18 protein-coding genes are annotated in these 21673 nt (G+C 61.2%); 5 read left to right on the plus strand and 13 right to left on the minus strand.

Annotated elements, in window-relative coordinates; all coding sequences use genetic code 11:
- Positions 1–42: 42 nt before the first annotated feature.
- From ACFB49_RS13140 to ACFB49_RS13180, 9 genes are all read right to left on the minus strand, one after another.
- Entirely contained in the window at positions 43–1113 is a 1071-nt protein-coding gene (locus tag ACFB49_RS13140) for an acyl-CoA dehydrogenase family protein (RefSeq protein ID WP_380871664.1), read from the minus strand.
- A 13-nt stretch (positions 1114–1126) separates the two neighbouring features.
- Complete coding sequence (locus ACFB49_RS13145) at positions 1127–2287, minus strand: acyl-CoA dehydrogenase family protein (protein ID WP_380871665.1); 1161 nt, start codon at positions 2285–2287, stop codon at positions 1127–1129.
- 120 nt (positions 2288–2407) lie between these two features.
- Positions 2408–3193: a SirB1 family protein gene (locus ACFB49_RS13150; protein WP_380871666.1), complete on the minus strand. Its 786-nt coding sequence runs from the start codon at positions 3191–3193 to the stop codon at positions 2408–2410.
- Positions 3194–3228: 35 nt separating this feature from the next.
- Entirely contained in the window at positions 3229–4746 is a 1518-nt protein-coding gene (locus tag ACFB49_RS13155; RefSeq protein ID WP_380871667.1) for a class I adenylate-forming enzyme family protein, read from the minus strand.
- Positions 4747–4790: 44 nt separating this feature from the next.
- A complete protein-coding gene (locus ACFB49_RS13160; RefSeq protein WP_380871668.1) occupies positions 4791–5537 on the minus strand; it encodes an SDR family NAD(P)-dependent oxidoreductase in 747 nt (248 codons plus the stop codon).
- A 20-nt stretch (positions 5538–5557) separates the two neighbouring features.
- Positions 5558–6349, minus strand: coding sequence for an SDR family NAD(P)-dependent oxidoreductase (locus ACFB49_RS13165; RefSeq protein ID WP_380871669.1), 792 nt, complete (start codon positions 6347–6349; stop codon positions 5558–5560).
- Positions 6350–6389: 40 nt separating this feature from the next.
- The gene (locus ACFB49_RS13170; RefSeq protein ID WP_380871671.1) at positions 6390–7595 is read right to left on the minus strand and encodes a cytochrome P450; all 1206 of its coding nucleotides are present in this window, start codon (positions 7593–7595) and stop codon (positions 6390–6392) included.
- A gap of 15 nt (positions 7596–7610) precedes the next feature.
- Complete coding sequence (locus tag ACFB49_RS13175) at positions 7611–8597, minus strand: alpha/beta hydrolase (protein ID WP_380871672.1); 987 nt, start codon at positions 8595–8597, stop codon at positions 7611–7613.
- A gap of 7 nt (positions 8598–8604) precedes the next feature.
- Positions 8605–9819, minus strand: a complete 1215-nt coding sequence (locus ACFB49_RS13180) for an LLM class flavin-dependent oxidoreductase (RefSeq protein WP_380871674.1) — start codon at positions 9817–9819, stop codon at positions 8605–8607.
- Between the two features lie 380 nt (positions 9820–10199).
- Here ACFB49_RS13180 and ACFB49_RS13185 point away from each other — a divergent pair, with 380 nt between their 5' ends.
- Together ACFB49_RS13185 and ACFB49_RS13190 are read left to right on the plus strand one after the other, a co-directional pair.
- Positions 10200–11600: an MFS transporter gene (locus tag ACFB49_RS13185; protein WP_380871675.1), complete on the plus strand. Its 1401-nt coding sequence runs from the start codon at positions 10200–10202 to the stop codon at positions 11598–11600.
- Between the two features lie 62 nt (positions 11601–11662).
- Entirely contained in the window at positions 11663–13129 is a 1467-nt protein-coding gene (locus ACFB49_RS13190; RefSeq protein ID WP_380871677.1) for an aldehyde dehydrogenase, read from the plus strand.
- Positions 13130–13217: 88 nt separating this feature from the next.
- Here the strand turns inward: ACFB49_RS13190 and ACFB49_RS13195 are convergent, their stop codons facing one another.
- The 3 genes from ACFB49_RS13195 to ACFB49_RS13205 all read right to left on the minus strand — a co-directional run bounded on the left by ACFB49_RS13195 (position 13218) and on the right by ACFB49_RS13205 (position 15937).
- The gene (locus ACFB49_RS13195) at positions 13218–14393 is read right to left on the minus strand and encodes an acyl-CoA dehydrogenase family protein (protein ID WP_380871678.1); all 1176 of its coding nucleotides are present in this window, start codon (positions 14391–14393) and stop codon (positions 13218–13220) included.
- A 10-nt stretch (positions 14394–14403) separates the two neighbouring features.
- Positions 14404–15423 carry an acyl-CoA dehydrogenase family protein gene (locus tag ACFB49_RS13200; RefSeq protein ID WP_380871679.1) on the minus strand — a complete coding sequence of 340 codons (1020 nt, stop codon included), beginning with the start codon at positions 15421–15423 and terminating at the stop codon, positions 14404–14406.
- A gap of 157 nt (positions 15424–15580) precedes the next feature.
- Positions 15581–15937, minus strand: a complete 357-nt coding sequence (locus ACFB49_RS13205) for a hypothetical protein (protein WP_380871680.1) — start codon at positions 15935–15937, stop codon at positions 15581–15583.
- A 210-nt stretch (positions 15938–16147) separates the two neighbouring features.
- Here ACFB49_RS13205 and acs point away from each other — a divergent pair, with 210 nt between their 5' ends.
- Complete coding sequence (gene acs / locus ACFB49_RS13210; RefSeq protein WP_380871681.1) at positions 16148–18088, plus strand: acetate--CoA ligase; 1941 nt, start codon at positions 16148–16150, stop codon at positions 18086–18088.
- A gap of 121 nt (positions 18089–18209) precedes the next feature.
- Entirely contained in the window at positions 18210–18887 is a 678-nt protein-coding gene (locus ACFB49_RS13215) for a TetR/AcrR family transcriptional regulator (protein WP_380871682.1), read from the plus strand.
- A 273-nt stretch (positions 18888–19160) separates the two neighbouring features.
- Here the strand turns inward: ACFB49_RS13215 and ACFB49_RS13220 are convergent, their stop codons facing one another.
- A complete protein-coding gene (locus tag ACFB49_RS13220) occupies positions 19161–20453 on the minus strand; it encodes an MFS transporter (protein WP_380871683.1) in 1293 nt (430 codons plus the stop codon).
- A gap of 162 nt (positions 20454–20615) precedes the next feature.
- Here ACFB49_RS13220 and ACFB49_RS13225 point away from each other — a divergent pair, with 162 nt between their 5' ends.
- A complete protein-coding gene (locus tag ACFB49_RS13225; protein ID WP_380871684.1) occupies positions 20616–21524 on the plus strand; it encodes an alpha/beta fold hydrolase in 909 nt (302 codons plus the stop codon).
- The last annotated feature ends 149 nt before the right edge of the window (positions 21525–21673 follow it).

Below are 21673 nucleotides of genomic sequence, written 5' to 3' on the forward strand. Positions count from 1 at the left end.
GCGTCCCATCATCTTGGCTTGAAAAGTTGCGGCTATCGGGCGCTACCATCCCGCCAGCGCCGCCGCGCGGACGCGCTGGGCTGCGGGCAGCCCCATTGCCTGCCGATCGAACATCGCTCGCTTCAGGAAGACATGGAGGGGATATTCCCAGGTATAGCCAATGCCGCCGTGCATCTCGACGGCGAGGCGCGCCGTACGCACAGCCATGTCAGTGACATGGGCCTTCGCAAGCGCCGCCATATAGCTTCGCCGGTCGGGGATTTCGTCCCACGCATGAGCTGCATACCAGACGAGCGGGCGGCAAGGCTCCAGTTCTGCAGCCGCGTTCGCCATCTGATGCTTCAGTCCCTGGAACGCCCCGATCGGCCGGTCGAACTGGGTTCGTTCCTTTGCATAGCCGACCGCAAGGCTCAGCGCCCGGTCAGCCGCTCCCCGCGCATCGGCCGCGAGGAGGACGAGGAAAGCATCGCGCAGTAGCCCGCCGGCCTCGACGTCGCGCGTCAGCAGATCGACCCTGACCTGGTCGAAATCGATGGCCGCCAAAGGGCGCGTCCTGTCCAGCGGGGATATCATGGCGCGCCTGATCCCGGGATCACGCCCGTCAACGAGGCCTAGCGCGCCGCCGGCCATGCCGACGATGAACAAACTGGCCTGTTGGCCCCACTCGACATTGGTTTTGGTCCCAGTGAAAGGGAAACCCGTCGCCTGCCATTCCTCAGGCTGCCAACCGCCTCCCGGCTCCGCGAGCGCGAAGGCCGCGACAATTTCACCGGATTGGAGCGATTCCAACCAGGCCGTGCGTTGCGCGCCGGTCCCAAAGGTGGAGACAAGCCATCCCGCGAGCGCATTGTTGATGACAGGGACAGTCGCGCCATGTTCACCTAGCGCATCGGCGACAACCGCGAGCGTGAGCAAGCCGAGCCCCAGCCCGCCTGACTCGACAGGCACCATCATCGCACCGAGGCCCATCTCGTTGAGTGATTGCCAAAGGGCGTCATCAAGGTCGCCCTTATCGAACGTGCTGACGACGCCGTCCGGCGGCAATCGATCGCGCAGGAGCTTCGAAAGCTCTTCGCCGATGGCTCTCTGTTCGTCTGTCAGATCGAAATACATGGAGTGCGCAACCTCATTCACGCGGAAGCCCGAGGCCCCGCTCCGCGATAATATTCCGCTGAATGTTCGAGGTACCGCCTGCGATCGAAAGCCCGAGTGAGCCCATGATCTGGCGGTTCCACTTCTCGGGGCCTGAAGAACCCTCCTCAGACGGCATGCAGAGGATAGTGTCGCCCAGAATGTCGGACGCGATCTGCGACACGAGCTGGGCAATATTGGTATTGTTCAGCTTGTTGCACAGCCCGAGGACGCCGGGACTGTCCCCACGCACAGCGAGGGTCGTCTGGTAGTGGCTTGCGCAAAGTTGGGCCTGCACAAACCCGTCGAGGATCGCGAGCTTCTCCCGTATCACCGGATCCTCTATTGCAGGCCGCCCATTTATCGTCGTCTCGCGCGCGATCTTGAGCAGATTGTGCTGAAGATGGGTTGCGCGCGCAGCCGACCCAACCGAGGCCCGCTCGTGCTTGAGATTCACACGGGAGACGTCCCATCCCTTGCCGCGTTCGCCGACGATCCAGTCCGCGGGTGCGCGGACATTATCGAGGAACACTTCGCTGAACTCACTTTCGCCACTGATCTGGCGAAGTGGCCGAACAGTGATGCCCGGCTGTTTGAAATCCAGCAGAATATAGGAAAGGCCCTGATGCTTGGGAGCACCCGGCTCGGTCCGCACCAAGCAGAACATATAATTTGATTGATGCGCCCGGGTCGTCCAGATTTTTTGGCCGTTGATAACCCATTCGCCGTCGACGAGTTCTCCGCTGGTCCGGAGCGAGGCCAGGTCACTTCCCGAGCCGGGCTCTGAATAACCCTGCGCCCACTCGAATTCGCCCGTGAGCGTGCGCGGGATGAAATACTCCTTCTGCCATTCCGTGCCGAGCTCCAGAAGCACTGGCACCAGCATGCTCATCCCGTTGCCGGAAACTTCCCGCGGTGCGCGCGCGCGGTTGAACTCGTCGGCAATGATCTGCGCGCGCAAAACGTCAGCCGGCTGCTCGGAGCCGCCAAACCGGCAAGGGACCGCGCGATAGAGATAGCCATGTTTGGTCGCCAGTGCGCGGAAGGTTGCGACCTTTTGCTGGCTCGCAATGTCCCCGGGCTTCCAGCTGGAGGCGAGAAATGCCCGCAGGTCGTCGCGATACTGACGATGGGCTGCGCTGAACGTAAGGTCCATAGTAGGTCTCTTTTTCTTTCCTGCCTCAGCCGGCGCAGGTCCATTCCTAGGGCGAAAATGCGCCAAATAAAAGAGTAATCTCAATTTAATTAAATACGCATTTTCAATGTTTTGATATGATCAGTTATCGTCACTCGATGTCCGGCGAAGGCCTGCGAGCGCCGTCATGATGCGCTCGCGCGCCTCATTTGTCGGGTTCAGTCCAAGAAGCGCGAGCAGCGTTGCCCGGGCTCCGTCAAAAAGGCCTGCGCGCAGTTGCAGGCGGACGAGCTCCCAACGGGGATGGGGGAAGAGTGGCCCCAGCTGGATCATCCGCTCAATGCAGATGATTGCGCGCTCAAGGTCGCCATCCTGTTCCGCGCGGCTTGCCTGGTTCATGACCAGGCGCATGAGGACCGCTCGATTGGACATCGGGGCGATGTTTGGCGGTTCATGGCCACTGGCAACAATTTTTCCGATCATGGCGGCCAGCTGTTCGACCGCAAAACGCCTCCCGTCGTGGAAGGGGTCGAGCAATAGGGTGTCGTTGGAGGGCCCGACGCGCACCAGCACATGACCGGGAAGGTCGATTGGATAGGCGCTCCACCCCATCCGCCGCGCCTGGGCGACGTAGAGGATCGAAAGACTAACCGGCAAACCGCGCCGCCGGTCCATCACGCGGATCATGTCGGCGTTAATGACCGCGTCATAGGCGTCGCGATCACCGGTAAACTGAAATCGCTCGTAAAAGACAGTCTGCAGTGCCGTTGCCTGCGCCTCTCCAGTCTGAGCGTTCGGTCCTTCGGAAACGAGGGCTGCGGCAATATCGTCGAAAAGCGAAAGATAAGCTCCAAGGTCCGTCCCGGGATGATCAAGCGCGCTAAGTTCCAACGCGGCGACGTCGAGCTCTATGGCCTCGTCGTTCATCACACCGATCCTGGCGAGCGCGTCAGTCATGCAGCTCAGGCGTCCGATATGGCAGTGAAGAGTGCCAGCAGGCGCGGCCGGCTGACCTTCATGGAATCGGTTCGGGGAAGCTCGGGAACTTCGAGGATCCGGGTCGGCATCTGATAGGGGAGCAAGCGCGAGCGCAGATAGTCAAGCATCGCCTCGGCATCGGGCGTCGCGATACCCGCCCTCGCGACGAAGGCTGCAACCGGGATCTGTCCCAGACGCGGGTCGGGTGCGCCGACGACGGCAGCCTCCAGCACCGCCTCATGCGCTTCGATCGCCTTGACGATATCGTCCGGCTGGATTTTGAAGCCTCCCCTGATGATCGCATCATCGGTCCGCCCCTTGATCCACAAGAAGCGGTCGGCATCTACAACCGCAAGGTCCGTCGTGCGAACCCAGGCCAGGCCATCGCCAATCTGACGACCCCGCAGTTCAAGAACTCCCGTCTCACCGGCCTGAAGGACCTCTCCGGTATCAAGATCGACAACCCGGCCATCCACTCCGGGATTGAGCCGTCCAACCGCACCCTGTTTTGATTTCCCGAAACTGCGGTGATCATCGAGGGTCCAGCCTGCGACGCCACCGAACTCCGTTGCTCCATAATTTTGCAGGACCGGGATGCCGTAGAATTGCTCGAACTCTTCGGCCAATTCCGGAGGCAGGGGCGCGGTCCCCGTGCGCACTGCAGAAAGGCTCGCGAGATCTTCAATTGCAATCTTCGCGTCAAGAATCATTCGCAGCCCGGCGGGCGGCATGGACACCACCTTGGGTCGATGCCGCGTGACCGCATCGCGGAACGGCGCCACGGAGAATTTCTCCAGCAGGCATGAGCGTCGCGCCGCCACGATGGCGTTCATCAGCGCGAGCAGTCCGCCAATATGAGCAAAAGGCGCCATCAACAGTTGGACGCCGCTGCGCAACCTGGCCGGACTATCGTCCCGGCGGCCTGCCTCGAAGACCGACGCACCGAGTATGGCGGTTTCAAAATTCCGGCACGGCATGGCAATACGCTTCGGTGTGCCGGTCGTACCGCTCGTCAGCATTTCAAGACTGGTACCCGGCGCTGACCGGCTCTCGTAGGGAGCAAGGTCCGGAGCAAACCGGGCGATCACTCGCACGTCGCCGTCAGGCGCCTCGTCGATCGCGATGCACAATGCGCCGATCGATCGCGCGGCCGCTAGAAGCGGCTGGCGTTCCCAGTCCTCGAGAGTTCCCACGATGACGGGTGGGCATACGGTCACCACATCCTGTGACAGCTGGGCGTCGGGATAGTTGGGATTAAAACCTACAAGGCAATGCCGGGCGCCGAATATGGCGAGGATCGGAGCGATCAACGCTGCGCGGTTTCGCATCAAGACGCCTATCCTCGTCCCGGGTGCCAAACCGCTTTCCTCGATAATCGCCGCGATCCGCCTGCGTTTGCGGTCGAGATCACCCCACGACCACCAAATATTGTTGAATTCCACCGCCTGTGAGGTCGGCGAGATCGCAAGAACCTTCTCAACCACGGTCGCCAGATCAGTCATTTACTTGTGCCTTTCGGACGTCACAGCCCTGACCCATGCGCGCGTCACAAAACCAGAGACGAGCCGCCGTCGCACACCAAGAGCGTGCCATTGATAAGGCTGGCCGACGGAGACAGGAGAAACATGATCGCGGCGGCGACTTCTTCCGGTCGTCCCGCGCGACCCAGCGGATTGCGCTTGACGATGTCCTTGCCGCGTTCGGTCTCAAGCGTCGCCTGGAGCCGGGCGGTGTCGATAAGTCCGGGTGCAACGGCATTGACGCGCAAGCCGCCAGGCCGCGATACCGCTAGCGACCGGGTGTAGCCGACAATGCCCGCCTTGGCGGCACTATACCATTCGCCAAGGCCCAGAAGGTTGCCGGCCACCGACGCGACGTTAACGGCGACCGGATCAGACGGTTCTCCGTCGAGCCACAGACGGGTGATCTCGCGCGTCGCGACAAGGGAATTCGCGATCGCCCGCTCGAAGGGCAGATCGGCACCGCTGGGGGGGCCGGCATTGTTGACGAGGTAGCGCGGCTTGTGGGCGGCGGTAACGGCGCGCATCGCGGCCGCAACGGCGTCGATATCAGAGATATCGACCACCGCTGTCTCGACTAGCTGCACGCGACCCGTTGCGCGCAGTTCCCCAGCCAGTCCCTCGAGACCTGCAGCATTGATATCCCAGGCAATGACACCCAGACCTTGGCGTTTGGCCTCGAGAGCCGTTTCACGACCTATCCCGCTCGCCGCGCCGGTGATGATTACCGTGCCTGTATCGAAGCCGAAGTTGCGGTCCTGCGGCGTGCTCATTCTCGCCTCTCCTCTTCAGGCTAGAGTTGATAGCCGCCGTCGACGGACAGCGAGGCTCCGGTGATGTAGCCGGCCATGTCGCTCGCCAGGAACAAGACCGCGTTGGCGACATCGACGGGATCGCCGCGATGCCCCAGAACGGTGGGGCCACCATCATTGGTGAAGCGCTGCTCGCCGAGACGCTCGATCATGCGGGCGCGTGCGACATCGGTGCCGTGGGTATCAACGCTGCCCGGAAGTACCGCATTGACCGTGATAGCATGTTGGCCAAGCTCCTTGGCCATGGCCTTGGTCGCAGAGTTCACCGCACCCTTGGTCGTTGCATAGACTGAAAGAAGCCGGTTCGGTCGTACCGCGGCAGGTGATGAGAGGTTGACGATGCGTCCACCACGCTTCTCCCGGACCATGACGCGCGCCGCGGCCTGAGCGTGAAAGTACATCCCCTTGATATTGAGATCGACCATGAGGTCATATTCGGCTTCGCTCACCTCGAGAACCGCGCCGGGTAGGTAGATGCCGGCGTTATTGACCAGGATATCGATACCGCCGAAGCGATCGAGGGCGGCCTGCACGACCGTCTCACCCGCAGTCGCAAGCGAGGCATCGGAGGCAATTCCGTAAACAGCGAGCCCCTCAGCCGTCATATGGTCGACCGCTTCGGCCAGAGCCTCGCCGTTTATATCGGTCAGCAACACTGCCGCGCCGGCCTCGGCCAGCCGCCGCGCGACCGCGCGGCCGATCCCGAGCGCGCCTCCCGTCACGACCGCAACCTTGCCCTCAAGGCACAACAGATCGCGCACGAAGCCCTTCATCAGCTTATCCTCATAAATTTCCTGATCGCCGGCATCCCGCTCAGGCCTCATCGAACAAGACATTCAGCGGTTCATGCGATCTCAGCAGCAGATTTCCGAAACTGGGCGGGCTTGCCTCCGGGTCGAAGCGAAGATTTTCTGTGCGATCGAGAATTTGCGTAACCGCCTCGATCAGTTCGACACGGGCCAGTGCCGCACCCACGCAAGTGCGTGGTCCGGCATTGAACGCGAGATGCTGGCGCGGCCGCTGCCGTTCCAGGTCAAGTTGCGCAGGGCAGCCGAAGCGCTGCGGATCGCGGTTCGCGGCAGCATTGATGACGATGACCGTGTCGCCGGCGCGGACGGATTTGTCACCTAGGACATAGTCTTGCTTTGCCATCCGGAACCGGAACTGAACTGCGCCATAGAGCCGCAGTACCTCCTCGACGAACACAGCGATCTTGTCTGCACCGCTCTCCTTGAGACTGCGCCGGATATTTTCGTTGCTGACCAACAGATAGATTGCATTTGCAATCGCGATCGCCGTCGTATCGGTGCCTGCTAGAAAAAGCTCCCGAACATTCGCGTAGACATCATCCGCGGTAAAACCGTCGACGACCTGCGGCCCTTCTCGCCACATGCGGCTGATGAGGTCGTCGCCCTCTCCATCTCGCCGGGCTTCGATGATCGGCATGACGAATTCACGAATCTGCTCGGCGGCAGCCAGGGCTTCCTCGCCATCGCCCTTTGCCCCACCTTCGATCCAGTGCACGATCGGCATGTGGAGATCGTAGACTTTCTGCGCGAGTGCATCATCCTCCCAGGCCAGGCCGCACACCGCCAGGAAGGAACGAATAACCAGCGCGTGCGCAAAGTCCCAGCCCAGTTCGGCACGCCCCTTGCCAGCGAAGCGGGAAATCACCGATGCAACGACAGGTCGGATATATTTCTCTCGATATTGCGCTGCCACCTTGGGCGAAAGCAGCCGGATCAGGAGAATGTGCGTGGCACGATGCTCGTCTCCCTGACGGATGACCACATTGCGCGGGCCGCCTCGAACTTTGACGAAGATCGGATTATTCGGATTCTTGGGCGGAAACAGATCCTCACGTTCCATGACAAACCGGCACAGGTCGTACGAAGCAACGAGCCACGCCTGCATACTATCGTCCCAGATAACCGGTCCGTCCGCTCGATAATGCTCGTAAGCACCGAAGGGATCGCGTCCCTCGAGCGAAGCGAGCGGCGTCAAATGGCCATCAGCCATGATGCTTTCCTTCTACTATGCCGAAGCTCGCTGGGCGACAGCGCCCGCACTCTTCCCGGTGGTGGGCAGGACTTTCGACAACCAGTCGATTTGCGCCGCGCTCGCCGCTTCGAGACCCGGAGAGGTGTAAACGTCGAGTTGCGCCATCGGCAGGGGCTGAAAGGTCTTGGGCTCAAGCGCGGCATTGTAGGCGCGCATGATGTCACCGTAAGGATGCACGGAATCCCGTCCCAGGTTGGCAGCGATCAGGATCGGCCGGGGTGCGATGCGATCGATGAATCGCTCGGCTGAAAATTCCAGAATCCTCTCGATCGACTCCAGGCTGATGCGATCGGCAGTCTCCTCGCCGGCGGCAATCCGCATCCGTGCACCGGCTTCCATGAATAGTGCCAGTTGATCGTCAGCCGCCAGGCCGCACAATGTTCCGGCACGACATGAAGCGAACTTGGCGATCGTAAGAGAGGGCGCTCCCAGGTGGCGGGTCTCGCGGTCCGCCGCGACAGCCTGCAGCAGGTCCTCAAAGCTCGCTGGATCGCGCATCGTGCGTAGCCAGCTGTGGCCGTCGACCACTGGCACCTGGGCGATTACCGCTTTCACGCGCAGATCTATCGCCGCCGCATACAGCACGATCCCGCCCGCGAAGCTCGTGCCCCACAGGGCAATCGCATCAGCATTGACATCGGTCCGCCGCCGCATCGCACTGATTGCGTTCCGGAAATCCTCCACCTGATCGAGCGGAAACAGACTGCCCCTCGGACTGCCGCCGCTTTCGCCAAAATAGCGATAGTCGATCGCGAGGGCCCGATACCCGCTTTGCGCGAAGAGCTTTGCGACCGGACACACCGGGCCGCGCAACCCGCCATAGCCGTTGCCGAGGATTATGAGAGGAAGCCGTTCATCGGGCGCCGCTCCCGGCGGATGAAACAGGTCACCGACACACGTCTCGCCTCCACTGCGGAATGTAACGCGCTCCCAACGCGCTTGCTCGACCGGCCCGGTCATGGCGAAGCTAAAGACCCCTGTTCGGGAAATTTGCCGAACTGACACCTGGCGCGGAGATATAGGGCAGTATCTCCTCGCCAACGCGCCGGATGCTTGAACAGACCTGTTCATGCGACAGTTGGCCGAACTGCTGAAGACATAGCAGCCGATCGACGCCGGCCGCCTTGAACTTCAGCATCTTGTCGTAGCAGACCTCCGCGTCGCCGATAATCACCGAGTCGACATTGGTGATGGCCTCATAGGCCTCTTCGGCGTCGATTGGCATACCCAGAAACTGCCTGTTGAGCTGGCGAATGACGGGGTGCGGATCGTTCGGATCGCAGTCCGGCACATCCTCGCCGTTGACGCTCGCCTGGCGCCAACTCTGACCACCTGGAATCGGCTCGCTGCGGATCGCCGCCATGAGCCGGTCACGAGGGAATTTAAGCACGCCGGGCGCCGCGTTCACATACCACATCGCCGCCTCGGCGGCGCGGCTTTCGATCGCAGCCTCCCGCGACGCGGCGCAATGAACGAAGGTGAACAGTCCGAAGCCGTCATTCGGAGCGGAAATCTCCTCTTCCCGTCCCTCGCCGCCTTCGGCGAACACTTTCAAGAGCTTCATCGTCTTGGCGACGGGCTCCATGACGGTCGTGCCTATGAAGCCAACCCCGAGCCTGCCAGCCGTGCGGGCCCCCTCCTCGCTCATACCCATGCACCACATGCGAGGAAATTTCTGCTGGGGCTTGGGAACGATGTTGATCGACGGAACGGAGATGACGTTGCTGTCCCACGAGAAAGGCTCATTCGACCACATCTTTGGCAGCATCCGCGTAAGCTCGTCGAACTGCGGCTGGGTGTCATCCTTGGCGACGCCGAAGGTGTCCCATTCGCACGCCGAGGATCGAGCCAGCCCCATCTCGAGGCGGCCATCGCTCAGGAGGTCAACAAAGGCCGCGCGCTCAGCAACACGTATGGGATGGTTGATCTGGAAGGGTGTAAGCACCCCGGAATGGCCGATGCGCAAACGCTTGGTCGACATGGCAAGGGCCACGTTGAACATCTCGGGCACCGCAGAGAGACTGAACTCACCGGCACCGTGATGCTCCACGCTCCACCAGCAGCCATAACCGAGGTCGTCTGCGATACGCGCCTGGTCGAGGGCATTGCGAATAACCATAGCCTCGCTCGCCGGCGACCACCGTTGCGCGCGCTGCATCTCGGAAAAAATATCAAGGAACATGCGTCGCTCACCTCTCCACCTACATCCGGCGGCATTGGCATGCCGTCCGCCGCGATCCGGGCCACCAGGCCTTGCGGAGGAACGACAACCAGCCGCGGAGCGAGGCCCGCCACATCCCTCCGTCCAGGCAGGAGCCCTTCATCCCCGCGCAACCGGATTTGCGCTTTCACTCTTCTAGCGCGAGCCGCCATCGATTAAAAGCACGATTTTGAGCTTTTATAACCTTTGATGCACCTCTATTTGAGCAGACAGCCGCAAAATCGCGCCAAACATGGGGAATACGACCCCATTTTCGCGCAATGGCCGGTAAAAGAGTAATCTGTATAAGAAGCGTAGTGGGTGCGACTCGGGGCCGTGCCAGCAAAGGGAAGGAAAACTGGATGAGCGGAGAAGCCAAGACCAAGGACCGCCTCGCCCCCTGGACAGCTGTGGGTTTTTTGGCGCTGTTCCTGGCGATATCCTTCGCGGACCGTTTCATCCTGTCGCTGCTGGTCGAACCCATAAAAGGCGATCTCGGTGTGACGGACACCAAGATAGGACTGCTCATCGGAACGACGTTCGCGACCTTCTATACGCTCTTTGCGCTTCCCATCTCGCGTCTCGCAGACCGGACCAACCGGCGCAACCTCATCGTCACAGGCGTGCTTCTATGGAGCGGGGCTACCATAGCATCAGCTTTCGCGGCGAGCTTCGAAACGCTTCTTTTCCTTCGTCTGGGCGTTGCTTTGGGCGAGGCAGTTCTGATCCCGTCGGCGGTCTCGATGATCGGCGACCTTTTCACGCGAGACCGACGCAACCTGCCTACGAGCGTCTTCCTTGGCGTCGGCACCAGTGGCGGTTCGGCGGCGCTGATCATCGGCGCGGCCGGCCTGCAACTGGTCGGCTCTCCCTGGGTGCAAGCGCTTCCATGGATCGGCGACCTCGCGCCGTGGAGACTGACGCTGCTCTTCATCGGCTTGCCAGGCATCCTCGTCGCGCTCGTCTTCGCCGCCGCGGTGCGCGAACCGCCGCGAGTTGCCCACGGCGCGACGGCACGGGCGACGCTGCGAGATATCGGCCACCACCTGCGCGAATTCGCCCCTTGTTATGTTGGCGTGTTCAGCCTTTCAGGCCTCGTTTCGATTCTCAGCCTGAGCTTTCTCAGCTGGTATCCGACGCATCTCGTGCGCAGTTACGGACTGAATGCGGCCGAGGCAGGCTATGCGTTCGGCCTGATCGGCATAGCGGCGACACTCACGGGCGGCGTGCTCCTGCCGGGAATCGTCGACCTGCTCGGACGCCAAGGATATAATGACGGGTTCATGCGCGCCGGGATCTGCGCGCTGCTCGCCCTCGCGCCATGCATCTATATGTGCCTCTCAGCGGGCTCACTGAGCGGATCACTGATATTTTCGGCCCCGGCCTACCTGATCACCTTCGGGATGGGCATCATGTGCACAACAACAGTACCTCTTTTACCGCCAGCCAATATGCGCGCGCAGGTCTCGGCAATCTACCTGCTCGTTGCCAACGCCATCGGCCTTGGCATCGGCCCGGCTGCGGTCGCATTCTTGTCCGATCGCATGTTCCCTGGAGCAAACGGGCTTGGAATTGCCCTCATAGCGCTGGCTTCTGTCATTATTCCTCTGGGAATTGCGCTCCTGATATGGTCGAGACGGAGCCTTTTGAGAGCGCTCGCCCAGGCTGCAATTCGCGAAAACGAAGTGACGGACCCAGCCAGGAGCGACACATGGACTATTGTGGACACTTCGACATTAAGATACCTGAATAGGTCTATCTAGGGAGACGTTATGGCCATCCGTGACACGATTCTATGCGGAACTCCGGTGGTGAGGGCGCGCTCATGATCCGGCGCGACAAGTTCCTTATCGGCGGCCAATACGTCGATCCCGCCGGCACCGAACTGCTCAAGGTCATTTCTCCCATTACCGAAGAGGTGATCGGAGAAGTGCCGCTCGCGACAGCGGCGGATATCGACCGCGCCGTAGCCGCGGCTCGCCACGCGTTTGAGGAAGGTCCTTGGCCGAGAATGTCAATCGAGGAACGTGGCGACTATCTCGAACGGATGATCGGGCTTCTGGAGCTTCACATCGATGAGGCAAGAGATCTGCAGATCGCGGAAATGGGGGGGCCGCTCAAACTTTACGGCCCCCAGACACCGGCAATGCTCGGCCCGCGCATCCGCGAAGCCATCTCAGTCGCCAAGCAAGCGACGCTGCAGGAGGTGCGCCAGGGATCCTATGGAAAAGTCGTCGTATCGCGGACGCCACTGGGTGTCGTCGGCGCGATCATCCCCTGGAATACCCCTGTTGCAGCGCTCATGATCAAGATGTTGCCGGCAATGCTGGCCGGAACCCCCATCATTCTCAAGCCGGCACCCGAAAGCCCATTGAGCTGCTACATTATCGCCGACGCTTTGGCGCAACTCGGCCTGCCGGAGGGGGCCGTGAGCATCATCCCGGCAGGTCGCGAGGTCGGCGAGCATCTCGTGCGGCATCGCGGCGTCGACAAGATCAGTTTCACCGGCAGCACTGCGGCCGGGCGCCAGATCGGCATGATTTGCGGCGAGCAGATCAAACCGGCAACGCTGGAACTGGGAGGCAAGTCGGCAGCCATTCTCCTCGACGACTTCGATTTGAGGAAGACGTTGCCGATCCTCGAACGCAACTCGCTCACCAACACCGGCCAGATTTGCATCGCAACCACCCGTATCCTGGTCTCCGAGCGTCGTCACGACGAGTTGGTAGATGCCCTTGTGGAGCGCGTCGGCAAAATGAAGGTCGGAAATCCCTTCGAGGCTGACACGGATTTTGGTCCGCTCGCTGCTCAACGTCAGCGCGAACGTGTCGAGGCCTTCATCAAGGCGGGCCGCGATGCTGGTGCCAAAGTCGCGCTCGGGGGTGGACGGCCGGATATCGCGAAGGGGTGGTATGTCGAACCGACGATCTTCACAGGCGTCGAGAATGATATGTCCATTGCACGCGAAGAGATTTTTGGGCCGGTTCTCTCGATCATCCGCTACAAGAATGAGGATGAAGCGATCCGTATCGCCAATGCCTCGGACTATGGCCTCGGCGGCGCCATCTACTCGGCGGACATCGCCCGTGGCCTTGCTGTTGCCGCGCAAGTCCAGACCGGAAGCTGTGTCATCAACGAAGGTATACCAGGCGGCGGCGGCGGCCCGTTCGGCGGCATCAAGCAGTCGGGAATCGGCCGTGAGCAGGGCCTCGAAGGTCTGTACAACCATTATTATCTCAAGTCGGTAACCCTTCCCATGGGAGTCGAGCCGATACTGGAAGCAGCGGAATAGCGATCGTAAGGCGGTCGCCGGACCAAAGTCCGGCGACCGCCTTTTGCATTGATCGCGTTTAATCCTCAGGAAGCGGAGAGGCCCCGCATCAGCGTGAGCGCGGCAATTGCAGCACGCGGTCCGCGATGATCTCTTTCTGGATCTCTGTCGCGCCGCCGGCAATAGTTAGAACCCAGCCCCACATATAGTCGAACATTCGCTCGTTGCTGGCTTTCGTTCCGTCATATTCGAGGAACTGCTGGCCGACGATTTCCGCGACGACGTCGTTCAGCTGCTTGTTCGTTTGCGATACGAGCAGCTTCACCATCGATCCCTCGGGCCCCGGACTACCGTTCCGATCGATATTGGAAACATTGACGACGGCCATCGCTCTCAATCCTAGCGCGTCCGCCTTCAGCTCCGCGAGCTTGCGGGCGATCTCGCGATCCTCGATGGCGGGCTTCCCGTCCGCCAGGAACGAGCGGCGCGCAAGATCGATGGCACGCTCCACCTTGCCCGACATGGAGATTTGGTCGCGCAAAAAGGTGTTGCCCCGCTCGAAATCCAACGTCGACATTGCAACGGACCAGCCTTGGCCAACCTCGCCCACGACATTGGACAGGGGAATGCGGACATTGTCGTAGAAGGTGGCGTTGATGTCGCTCTCGCCCATCATCGTCTGAATCGGCCTGACCTCAATGCCGGGCGTTGCCATGTCGCAGATGATCCACGTCAGCCCTTTGTGGCGCTCGGATCCAGGCTCGGTGCGGACAAGCAGTTCCTGATAGCGGGCCGTCGCGGCGCCCGACGTCCAGGTCTTCTGGCCATTGACCACAAGATAGTCGCCCTCGATGATGCCCCTGGTCTTGAGAGCCGCAAGATCCGACCCCGCACCGGGCTCCGAAAAGCCCTGACACCATAAAACGTCGCCCTTCAGGATGAGAGGCAGGTGATGCGCCTTCTGCGCCTCGCTTCCTCGGGTGATGAGTGTCGGCCCCGCATGGGTCAACGCGATGGTGGATCGCTCATAGCCGGGCGCGCTCGCGCGCTCACATTCCTCCCACCAGATCAGTGTCCGAACCCCCGAGAGGCCCAGTCCGCCATATTCCTTGGGCCAGTTCACTCCGGCCCATCCCCCGTCATAGAGACGCCGCTGCCAGGCGCGATCGAAGTCGGCGCCACCCTGAACATCGGCCGGGCGCGTTTCTGCCGGGACGTTCACGGCCAACCATTCTCTTGCGGCGTGACGGAATGCGACGTCGTCGGCAGTATAATTCAGGTCCATCGCGCCGTCCTCAGATGGTGAGAAGAGGCTGCTCGAGCAGCGCATCCAGATGAGATTTGCGATCCCCGAACCATGATGAGAGCATGAGCGACCGCTTCATGAAATGATGAGCCGGCAGATCGGCGGTTATGCCGATCCCCCCGTGCAGCTGAATATTGATGTCGGCATTTCTCGTAGCTGCCCGATGAGCAATGATCTTCGCCGATCGCGCCTGAAGCTCGGCATCCTCACGCGCCTCGACATTCGCTAGCGCTGCAAAGTAGAGCAATGCCTTCGCATGGTCACTGCGGGCGGCGCCTTCGGCAATCGGATGCCGGACGGCTTGGTAGGCTCCGATCTTTCGTCCGAACGTCTCCCGGATCTTCGCGTAATCGGCGATCATCGCGACCGCGCCCTCCGCGAGGCCAGTCAGCATTGCTGCGGTCAGCAAAAGCCCGTTAATCAGCGTCGGCCGCAAGTCCGCGCGACCAATGATCGGAAAGGCGCCCAAGTCACATCGGGCCACCGGCGTAAAGGCGTCGAGCCACGGGACGGGGGATAACGTACCGCCGGTAGCGTCGAGAAGCAGTACCTCTTCGCCCGCCGCTACGATGATGCACGCTGCGTCCTGGATGTCATAGATGCGGGCCACGCCCCGAACAGCCAGCGCAGAGGCTTCGAGCGACGCCTCGGCGACCGCCAGAGCGGCGCCCGCCTCTCCTGCGAGCAAGCGTCCGCACAAGGAAGAAAGCCCGAGCAAAGAGGCGAGCTTGGCCGCAAGAATGGCCGGAATGATTGCAGTGGGTCCGACCACTCGCCCAATCTCGCGAAGAAGAAGCACTTCCTCGAGGACGGTCATCCCGACTCCGCCGGCCGCCTCCGGTAGACCGATGCCGATCCAGCCGAGCTCTGCCATTTTGAAGCGCTGTTCCCGGGCCACGGCCGGATCAAAGATACCGTCATGCAAGCGGCTGAGCGGGAGCTCGCCGCGCAGGACATCGGCCGCAATATCGATGATCTGCTGCTGTTCGCCATCGGGGACAAGATCCATCGATATCCGCTCCTGCGAGGTCTGGCCTCAATTGGTATGCCCAGCGCCGTGACGAGATCCTATCATGTCGCCATGAGCCGGTCCGACCCCGTTTCGCATAGGGCCTGCCGGCCGGCAATTCAATTATCTCTTTTTATGCCAACTCTCACTCATCCACTCATGGTCGCGGGCATTTTGGCGATAAAATGGCCATATTCACAAAAAAAAGGGGTGTGGTCGGTGCTTTTTTCTCGTATATAGAGAAAACTCTATGGGAGAGGAATCGATGTTTTTCGAACTGCTCTTTGATGGCTGCGGCAGCACTCGCGTGCGGACCGCAGGAATGGACCGGGCAATCGAAATGGGCCATTTCCTGCTGCAGCGCGGACGGCAGAATGTCGTGATCCAAAGCCCCCTCGGGGGCAGCACAATCGCATTGGCCGACGTTGAGAATGCGAACCGGCAGCCCGCCAGCGCAAATCCCGTCCAGGCAACTAGCGCAGTTAGCCGGTAGAGCAATTACCCGGCGCTGCATGCAATTGCCCCGACATTATTCGCATTCTCGGCGTTCTCCCAATACCTGTGCGACCGGACACATGGCCTAGCCGTTGTCGGACGGCTGCGGCCCGGACCCGGTCGCCCGTCTTTCTTCCGCCCCGATTTCCGGCTGGCATCCTGCTGTCGGCACCAGGACGGGCCAGCGGGCAGCGCCTGCACACTGAAAGCCACAACCGAGGAGATTTGCGTGTCCGGTCTCATTCCCGTTCCAGCAGATTGGGCCCGCGAAGCAAAGATCGATCCCGACAGCTATCGCGCGGGCTATCGCCAGTCACTTGAAGACGCTGAAAATTACTGGCTGGGCGAAGCACGGCGTCTCGAGTGGCGGCAATTCCCAACCCGGGCAGACGAGAGCCTGTTCGGACAGGACCGCGTCGCGATCAGCTGGTTCGCCGACGGGCTGCTTAACGTGTCGGAAAACTGCCTTGATCGGCATCTGTCCGAGCATGCCGAAAAAGTGGCAATCCTGTGGGAGCCCGATGACCCGCAAGATGAACCCCGCGCCATCACGTACGGCCAGCTCCATGCAGACGTATGCCGTTTTGCAAATGTGCTGCTGGATGCCGGTGTGCGGAAGGGAGACCGGGTCACACTCTATCTTCCGATGATCCCGGAAGCGGCTTTCGCGATGCTGGCATGCGCCCGCATCGGCGCGATCCATTCGATCGTGTTTGGCGGGTTTTCCCCCGAGGCGCTGGCGGACAGGATCCGGGATTGCGGAAGCCGCATTGTCATCACGGCCGACGAGGGGCGGCGCGGGGGAAGAAGAATCCCGCTCAAAGCCAATGTCGATGCGGCCGCTGAAATAGCATCGGAGATTGAGACGATCATTGTCGTCCGGGCTACCGGCGCGCCAATAATGATGCGCCCGGGCCGGGATCTCTGGTATGATGAAGCGGCTGCGAGCGTTGCGCCGGATTGTCCGTGTGAACCGATGAATGCGGAGGATCCGCTCTTCATCCTCTACACGTCTGGCTCGACGGGAAAACCCAAGGGTGTTTTGCACACAAGCGGCGGCTACCTGCTCTGGGCGGCCATGACCTTCGATTTAAGCTTCGATCATCGTGTCGACGACATCTTCTGGTGCTCGGCGGACATCGGCTGGGTCACGGGACACAGTTATATCGTCTACGGCCCCTTGGCCAACGGCGCGACGACCTTGATGTTTGAAGGCGTGCCTACCTGGCCGACACCGGCGAGAATGTGGGATGTCGTCGATCGCCACCAGGTCACGACCCTCTATACCGCTCCGACGGCCCTGCGGTCCCTAATGCGGGAGGGCGATGGCTGGGTGAAGTCGACCCGCCGCACATCGCTGCGGCTGCTGGGCTCGGTAGGTGAGCCGATCAATCCGGAAGCATGGCGCTGGTACCATGAAGTGGTCGGTGATGGTCGTTGCCCGATCGTCGATACATGGTGGCAGACCGAGACGGGCGGGCACATGATCACGCCGCTGCCTGGTGTCACCGCGCTCAAGCCAGGCGCAGCCTCCCTACCCTTTTTCGGGGTGGAGCCGCGGCTGGTGGATGGAGCAGGATTGGAGATCATGGGGTCGGGAGAAGGCAATCTGTGCATCGCACGCTCCTGGCCCGGCCAGATGCGCACTGTCTGGGGAGATCATGAGCGCTTCTTCCAGACCTATTTCACGACATTTCCCGGTCTCTATTTCACCGGCGACGGCGCGCGCCGCGACGATGACCGCTATTACTGGATTACTGGTCGCGTCGACGATGTCATCAACGTTTCCGGCCATCGCATGGGAACCGCGGAGGTTGAGAGCGCTCTCGTCCTCCATCCAGGCGTGGCAGAGGCCGCGGTCGTGGGGTTCCCTCACCCCGTCAAGGGCCAGGGCATATATGCTTATGTAACCCTCAAGGCTGATGAGGCGCCACGCGCAGACCTGGGCGCCGAACTGACCCGGTGGGTACGCCGTCAGATCGGTCCGATCGCGACCCCTGATGAAATTCAATTCGCCCAGGCGCTTCCGAAGACCCGCTCGGGGAAAATTATGCGGCGCATCCTGCGCAAGATCGCTGAAGGCGATGTGTCAACCCTTGGAGACACGTCGACTCTAGCCGACCCCACGGTAGTCGATGATCTGATAAATGCCAGGACACGGGAGAATTGAGGCCCGCGGCCGCTAGGGCACCGACAAGTATATGGCACTGTATCGAGCTTTTTTTGTCGGCAATCACCGATACTATCTGCCATAAGCGCTCTGCACCGGCTCAGCCGGCGAGGGAGATATAGTGGAACAGACGGTAAAAAGACGATCGCTCGGGCGTCCTCGCAAGGAGACGGTACAAGACATCGACAGCGAGATTCTCGATGCCGCGCAGGCGCTGTTCGCGGCGCAGGGTTTTGCAGCCACGACGATCGACACCCTGGTAGCGAAGCTGCAGGTCTCCAAGCACACCGTCTATCGACGCTATCCCGACAAGATTGCCTTGCTTGATGCGGTCGCCAATCGGGACACGGAGCGATTCCGCGCAATGTTGGCAGACATACAGGCGCAAGAGACTCCCGCTCTGGACAGGCTGGAGCGGGCCGCGCGAGCCTATTTCGACTATGGCTGTGTCGCGGGAAATGCTGTCTTCTATCTCGTTGCCAATGCTGAAGCCGCTCATTCGGAAGAGATACGCGAGCGCCTGATCCGTTGGGCAGCGCGCGCGCTTGAGCCATTGCTAGCGCTTGTCAACGAGGCGATCGCAGGCAAGGAACTGGCCGCGGGTGACCCCGAGTCCGCAGGAGCGATCCTAGTTGACCTTCTCGAAGGCGCTGTCACGCGGGTGCGCCACGCCGATACACTGATCGGGGGGACAACCGTGGCCGACGTCTTCAATCTTCGCTGGCGCACGTTCCTTGCCGCCTTCGGCCAGAGGGGCAAACCCCCTTCCCGCCGGCGGCTTGCTTCTGATGGCGCGTGATCAGGTCCAGGGGGACACTTCCGAGGCGACCTCGCAGCACTGATGGCGTCCTTGGTGCGACATACCAGGCAACGACATAGCGAGCGTGGGTGCCTGGGCGCCGAACTTGCAGTGCATCTAAAGAGCGGCCGAAGCGGACCGCCTTACATCGACAAGCGGTGAAGCCTCCTCCTCCTACCAAACCGGCTGTCTACCGACGCCGGCAAACCGTCTGCGGACAGGTTTCCCTTCACCTTCCAGTGGTCCGATCTTGACCGCATTCGATGGCGCTTTTTACAGCTCGAATATCTTTGGCGGCTCCCCGAGCGTCGCGATAAGAGCCGCCGTTGTGGCGTATACCGGGACCAGGATTATCAAGAGCGCGTGATAGGATCCAAAGCTATCGTACATCAGACCGCCGAATGCGGCGCCCGTTCCACTTCCCAAAGCGAGCATTCCCGCAAGCGTGCCGAAGAGCATTCCATAGTTGCGCATGCCGAAGTAGCGCGCTGAAAGATACGCTAGAACATCGACCTCGGTGCCGATTGCGACGCCGAGCACAGCGGCACAGACCACTCCGTAAATCCAGGTTCCGGTGTAGTTGAGCAGCATCAGCGCGGTCACGATAGGTAGAAAACATCCCACCGCGCCGACAATGGTCGCGTTAACTCGATCCAGAAGGTAGCCGGTTCCAAGCCTTCCCGCGATCGAGGCTGTGCCGATGACGCCGGCGAGAAGGGCGGCGGTTTCCCTTGGGACACCTGCGTCGGTGAGTATCGGGACAAAGTGCACAGTGACGGCGATCGTTGAGAACGTGGCCAGGAAGCTCGCCAACGCCATTTTGTGAAACACGCGCGAGCGCAGCCCGTCACGACGCGAAACGCCGTTGAGCGGACGTCGCATCAGAGGCGCGCCCCTTTCCTTCTGTCCCGAGTCACGGAAGAAGAGGAGAAGGATGGGCATTGCCAGCAGCACGCCGCCGCCGCCGAAGAGCGCATAAGCCACTCGCCATCCCCAACGATCGATCATGGTCGACGTGAGCCACGGCATGACCGCCGATCCGGCACCAATGCCACTCATTGCCAGACCGATGGCCAGCCCACGCCGCGCGGAAAAACGTCCGGCGATCGCCGTCATCCAGACTGTCGGCTTGATGAGAACTGCACCTATCGCCACCAACCCCCACAGCGCCCACCAATTCCAGATCGATCCGCCGGTTGTGGCAAGGAGCGCGATAGCCGCGCAATGCAAGCACAGGCCGAAGCAGGCAATTACGCGTGATCCAAATTGGTCAACGGCGATCCCCACGAACGGTGCGACGATGACGGTGATCACGCTCACGATTGTCATGCCGGCCGCGATCTCGCTGCGCTGCCAGCCGAACTCGGCCTGAAGCGGCGCGAAGAAGAGGCCCATGGAATAGACGTACATGACTGACACAGCCAGGCCGATGAATGCGCTGAGGACGACAAGCCAATCACTGACGCTTTCGCGACGATTGGGGGAATGCGAGGCCTGATCGGCGATGCCCGTTGAATTGCCATCTTGCTGAAGGATCGCATCGTCGGATCGCCTGGAGAATGTCATCCGCTTTCCCGTCCAGCTTGTATCGCCGCTCACCCCTGTAAGTGGCGGCATCACCTGTTATAGAGATAACTGTTTATCATGCGGGTTCGACTTGCAAGAGGCTTTCCGCATGCAACTCAAATGTGCGGGAGTGGATGCCGGCACCGCCCGAAAGGAGGAAGGATGACGACCCGTATCGTGCGCGCAGGCGTGCTTGATATTGCCTATAGAGAAATTGGCCCCTCGGACGGCTGGCCCGTGATCCTCGTCCATGGCTTCCCTTACGATGCGCTTTGCTATGCCGGGACCGCTTCGCTGCTGGCAGCCTCCGGGGCCCGGGTCATCACACCGTGGATGCGCGGCTTTGGAGAGACGGGTTTCGTATCAGCGTATACGCTTCGTTCGGGGCAGCAGGCCGCCTTCGGAGCAGATCTGCTTTGCTTCATGGACGCACTTCATATCGATCGGGCGATACTTGGAGGGTTCGACTGGGGCGGTCGGGCAGCCTGCGTCGTGGCAGCGATCTGGCCCGAGCGCGTCCATGCGCTTGTGTCGGCAATGGGCTACAATATTCTCCGTGAGAATATGGCGGAACTGGCCGACACACCTGAAAACGAACTTCGACGTTGGTACATCTGGTACTTTCTGTCACCGCGCGGACCGAAAGGACTCGCGCGGCATAGACAGGAATTCTGTCAGCGTCTCTGGTCGGCATGGTCGCCTAACTGGAAATATGACCAGGGAGCGTTCGACGCCAGCGCCCAAGCCTTCGACAATCCCGACTTTGTGGAGGTGGTGATCCACAGCTATCGTCACCGTTTCGGCATGGTTGGCGGGGACCCGGCATACGCGGAAATGGAGCGGGTTCTCGGCCAGCGTCCACCGATCCACGTGCCGACCGTCGCGATCGACGGCGACTCCGACGGCGTGATGCCCGTCGGGTATCGCGCAGATCTTGCGTCCCATTTTCGCGGCCCGCGCGAGTATCGTCTGCTCGCGGGCGTCGGCCATAACCCACCCCAGGAAGATCCGAAAGGATTTGCAGAGGCTGTTCTAGCCGCGCGGCGCCTGGCTGCAGTGGCATCGGGCTGAGCCGCACCGTCGGACACTGATGATCGGCGACGTGTGTCGGGCCTGAACTATCAGACGCCGCCACTCGAAGGCCACCGGGCTTGATTGCCACCAACGCATGGGTCAACTCAGCCGCGCTTGATATAGAGTTATCTGTAATAGTGGACTAA

The organism is Sphingomonas sp. DBB INV C78 (assembly GCF_042693015.1).
In the GTDB taxonomy this organism is placed as follows: Bacteria; Pseudomonadota; Alphaproteobacteria; order Sphingomonadales; family Sphingomonadaceae; genus Sphingomonas_E.

Excerpts from the sequence above, each read along its gene's own strand:
- ACFB49_RS13175 (WP_380871672.1), bottom strand. The coding sequence starts at position 8,597 with ATGACCGGGCCGGTCGAGCAAGCGCGTTGGGAGCGCGTTACATTCCGC.
- ACFB49_RS13200 (WP_380871679.1), bottom strand. The coding sequence starts at position 15,423 with ATGGATCTTGTCCCCGATGGCGAACAGCAGCAGATCATCGATATTGCG.
- ACFB49_RS13150 (WP_380871666.1), bottom strand. The coding sequence starts at position 3,193 with ATGAACGACGAGGCCATAGAGCTCGACGTCGCCGCGTTGGAACTTAGC.
- ACFB49_RS13170 (WP_380871671.1), bottom strand. The coding sequence starts at position 7,595 with ATGGCTGATGGCCATTTGACGCCGCTCGCTTCGCTCGAGGGACGCGAT.
- ACFB49_RS13220 (WP_380871683.1), bottom strand. The coding sequence starts at position 20,453 with ATGACATTCTCCAGGCGATCCGACGATGCGATCCTTCAGCAAGATGGC.
- ACFB49_RS13225 (WP_380871684.1), top strand. The coding sequence starts at position 20,616 with ATGACGACCCGTATCGTGCGCGCAGGCGTGCTTGATATTGCCTATAGA.
- ACFB49_RS13195 (WP_380871678.1), bottom strand. The coding sequence starts at position 14,393 with ATGGACCTGAATTATACTGCCGACGACGTCGCATTCCGTCACGCCGCA.
- ACFB49_RS13140 (WP_380871664.1), bottom strand. The coding sequence starts at position 1,113 with ATGTATTTCGATCTGACAGACGAACAGAGAGCCATCGGCGAAGAGCTT.
- ACFB49_RS13165 (WP_380871669.1), bottom strand. The coding sequence starts at position 6,349 with ATGAAGGGCTTCGTGCGCGATCTGTTGTGCCTTGAGGGCAAGGTTGCG.
- ACFB49_RS13180 (WP_380871674.1), bottom strand. The coding sequence starts at position 9,819 with ATGTTCCTTGATATTTTTTCCGAGATGCAGCGCGCGCAACGGTGGTCG.
- ACFB49_RS13160 (WP_380871668.1), bottom strand. The coding sequence starts at position 5,537 with ATGAGCACGCCGCAGGACCGCAACTTCGGCTTCGATACAGGCACGGTA.
- ACFB49_RS13205 (WP_380871680.1), bottom strand. The coding sequence starts at position 15,937 with ATGCAGCGCCGGGTAATTGCTCTACCGGCTAACTGCGCTAGTTGCCTG.
- ACFB49_RS13155 (WP_380871667.1), bottom strand. The coding sequence starts at position 4,746 with ATGACTGATCTGGCGACCGTGGTTGAGAAGGTTCTTGCGATCTCGCCG.
- ACFB49_RS13190 (WP_380871677.1), top strand. The coding sequence starts at position 11,663 with ATGATCCGGCGCGACAAGTTCCTTATCGGCGGCCAATACGTCGATCCC.
- ACFB49_RS13145 (WP_380871665.1), bottom strand. The coding sequence starts at position 2,287 with ATGGACCTTACGTTCAGCGCAGCCCATCGTCAGTATCGCGACGACCTG.
- ACFB49_RS13185 (WP_380871675.1), top strand. The coding sequence starts at position 10,200 with ATGAGCGGAGAAGCCAAGACCAAGGACCGCCTCGCCCCCTGGACAGCT.